This is a genomic window from Arthrobacter sp. TB 26 (genome assembly GCF_000427315.1).
Classification (GTDB): domain Bacteria; phylum Actinomycetota; class Actinomycetes; order Actinomycetales; family Micrococcaceae; genus Arthrobacter.
In genome coordinates this window covers 1-1,300 of sequence record NZ_AUPJ01000136.1, presented here as the reverse complement: position 1 = coordinate 1,300, position 1,300 = coordinate 1, and the positions used below count along the sequence as shown (strand labels likewise).

General features: G+C 71.0%; 1 protein-coding gene and 1 pseudogene. One reads left to right on the top strand and one right to left on the bottom strand.

Annotated elements, in window-relative coordinates; translation table 11 throughout:
• Positions 1-51 precede the first annotated feature (51 nt).
• Entirely contained in the window at positions 52-681 is a 630-nt protein-coding gene (locus K789_RS0104230) for an energy-coupling factor transporter transmembrane component T family protein (protein ID WP_024365666.1), read from the top strand.
• A 117-nt stretch (positions 682-798) separates the two neighbouring features.
• On the opposite strand, the pseudogene K789_RS0104225 reads toward K789_RS0104230, so the two are convergent.
• Positions 799-1,300: pseudogene (locus K789_RS0104225) on the bottom strand (acetyl-CoA C-acyltransferase); the annotation flags it as partial.

The window sequence follows — 1,300 nt, the reverse complement described above, 5'->3', positions numbered from 1 at the left end:
CCTGCCGCGCGGTGAGGGTCCGCGGCTGGAGGATCCGCGTCTGGGGCAGCGGTGAGTGGCCACGGATTCCTGTTGGCCAACTATGCGCCCGGAAACTCCCTGGTGCACCGCGCGCCGCTGTCGCTGAAATTCCTCCTGGTGGTGGGTTGCGGCATGGCATCGTTCCTGCTGGTGGACTGGGCCGCAGCCGCCGCTGCTTTGGCCGTGATGTGCGGCCTCTTCCTGGTCAGTGGGGCGGGGCTGCCGCGGCTCTGGCGGGCGGTCCGGCCGGTCGTTCCGGTCTTGGCGGCGATCGGGCTGTTCCAGTGGTGGCAGCTTGGCGGCCCGACCGCGGCACGGATTGTGCTCAACGTGCTGGTCTGTATTGTGGCGGCGTCGATCCTCACTGCCACCACGCCGGTGCAGCGGCTGCTGGACGGCGTGGCGTCCCTTGCGAGGCCGTTCCAGCGCTTCGGCGCGGATCCGGAACGCTTCGCGCTGACCATCGCCATTATGCTGCGCAGCATCCCGTTTATCGCCGGCGCGTACAGCGATGTCCGCGATTCCGCCCGGGCCCGCGGGCTGGAGCGCAACCCCCGGGCCCTCATCCTCCCGGTCTTCATCAGCACTGTGGCCTTCGCCAGGCAGACCGGAGATGCCCTCGCCGCGCGCGGCCTGGGCGAGGCCGAGGACCGCGGATAACCCGCTGCCCCGCCGCGGGACATGCCCTCCCCTGATTCTGGCCACTGGACATAATCCCACGAAGTCCACCGGCTGAGCCCGGGGCTGGGCATGCCCGCCGGTGCCGGGAGGAGGCAGCTAGGACAAAGTCCGGTACTCCAGCAGTGCGGCGGTGCCCATGCCGCCGGCGATGCTGATCAGGGCCAGCGCCAGTTGTCCTTCGACCGGGCTGCGGCGCGCCTGTGCCAGGAGCCGCGTGATGAGCACGGCGCCCGACGCACCGTAGGCATGCCCCAGGGCCAGGGCACCGCCGTCGAGGTTGGCGCGTTCCGGTGCGATGCCGAGCTGGTCCAGGCACGCAATGGTCTGGGAGGCGAAGGCCTCATTGAACTCGACCAGCCCCAGTTCCGCGGCAGTGAGACCACTGCGTTCCAGCAGGCGTTCGGCCGCGGCCGCCGCCCCGATGCCCAGCAGCTGCGGGTCCACGCCCGCCGTATCCGTCCCGCGTACCAGGAGCCCGTCCGCGGCCCCCAGCTCACGGGCGCCCTTCACTGAGGTGATGACGACGGCGGCAGCCCCGTCGGCGTCGAAGCAGGAGTTTCCTGCGGTGACAGTCCCGCCCGCGGCAAACGCCGGCGGG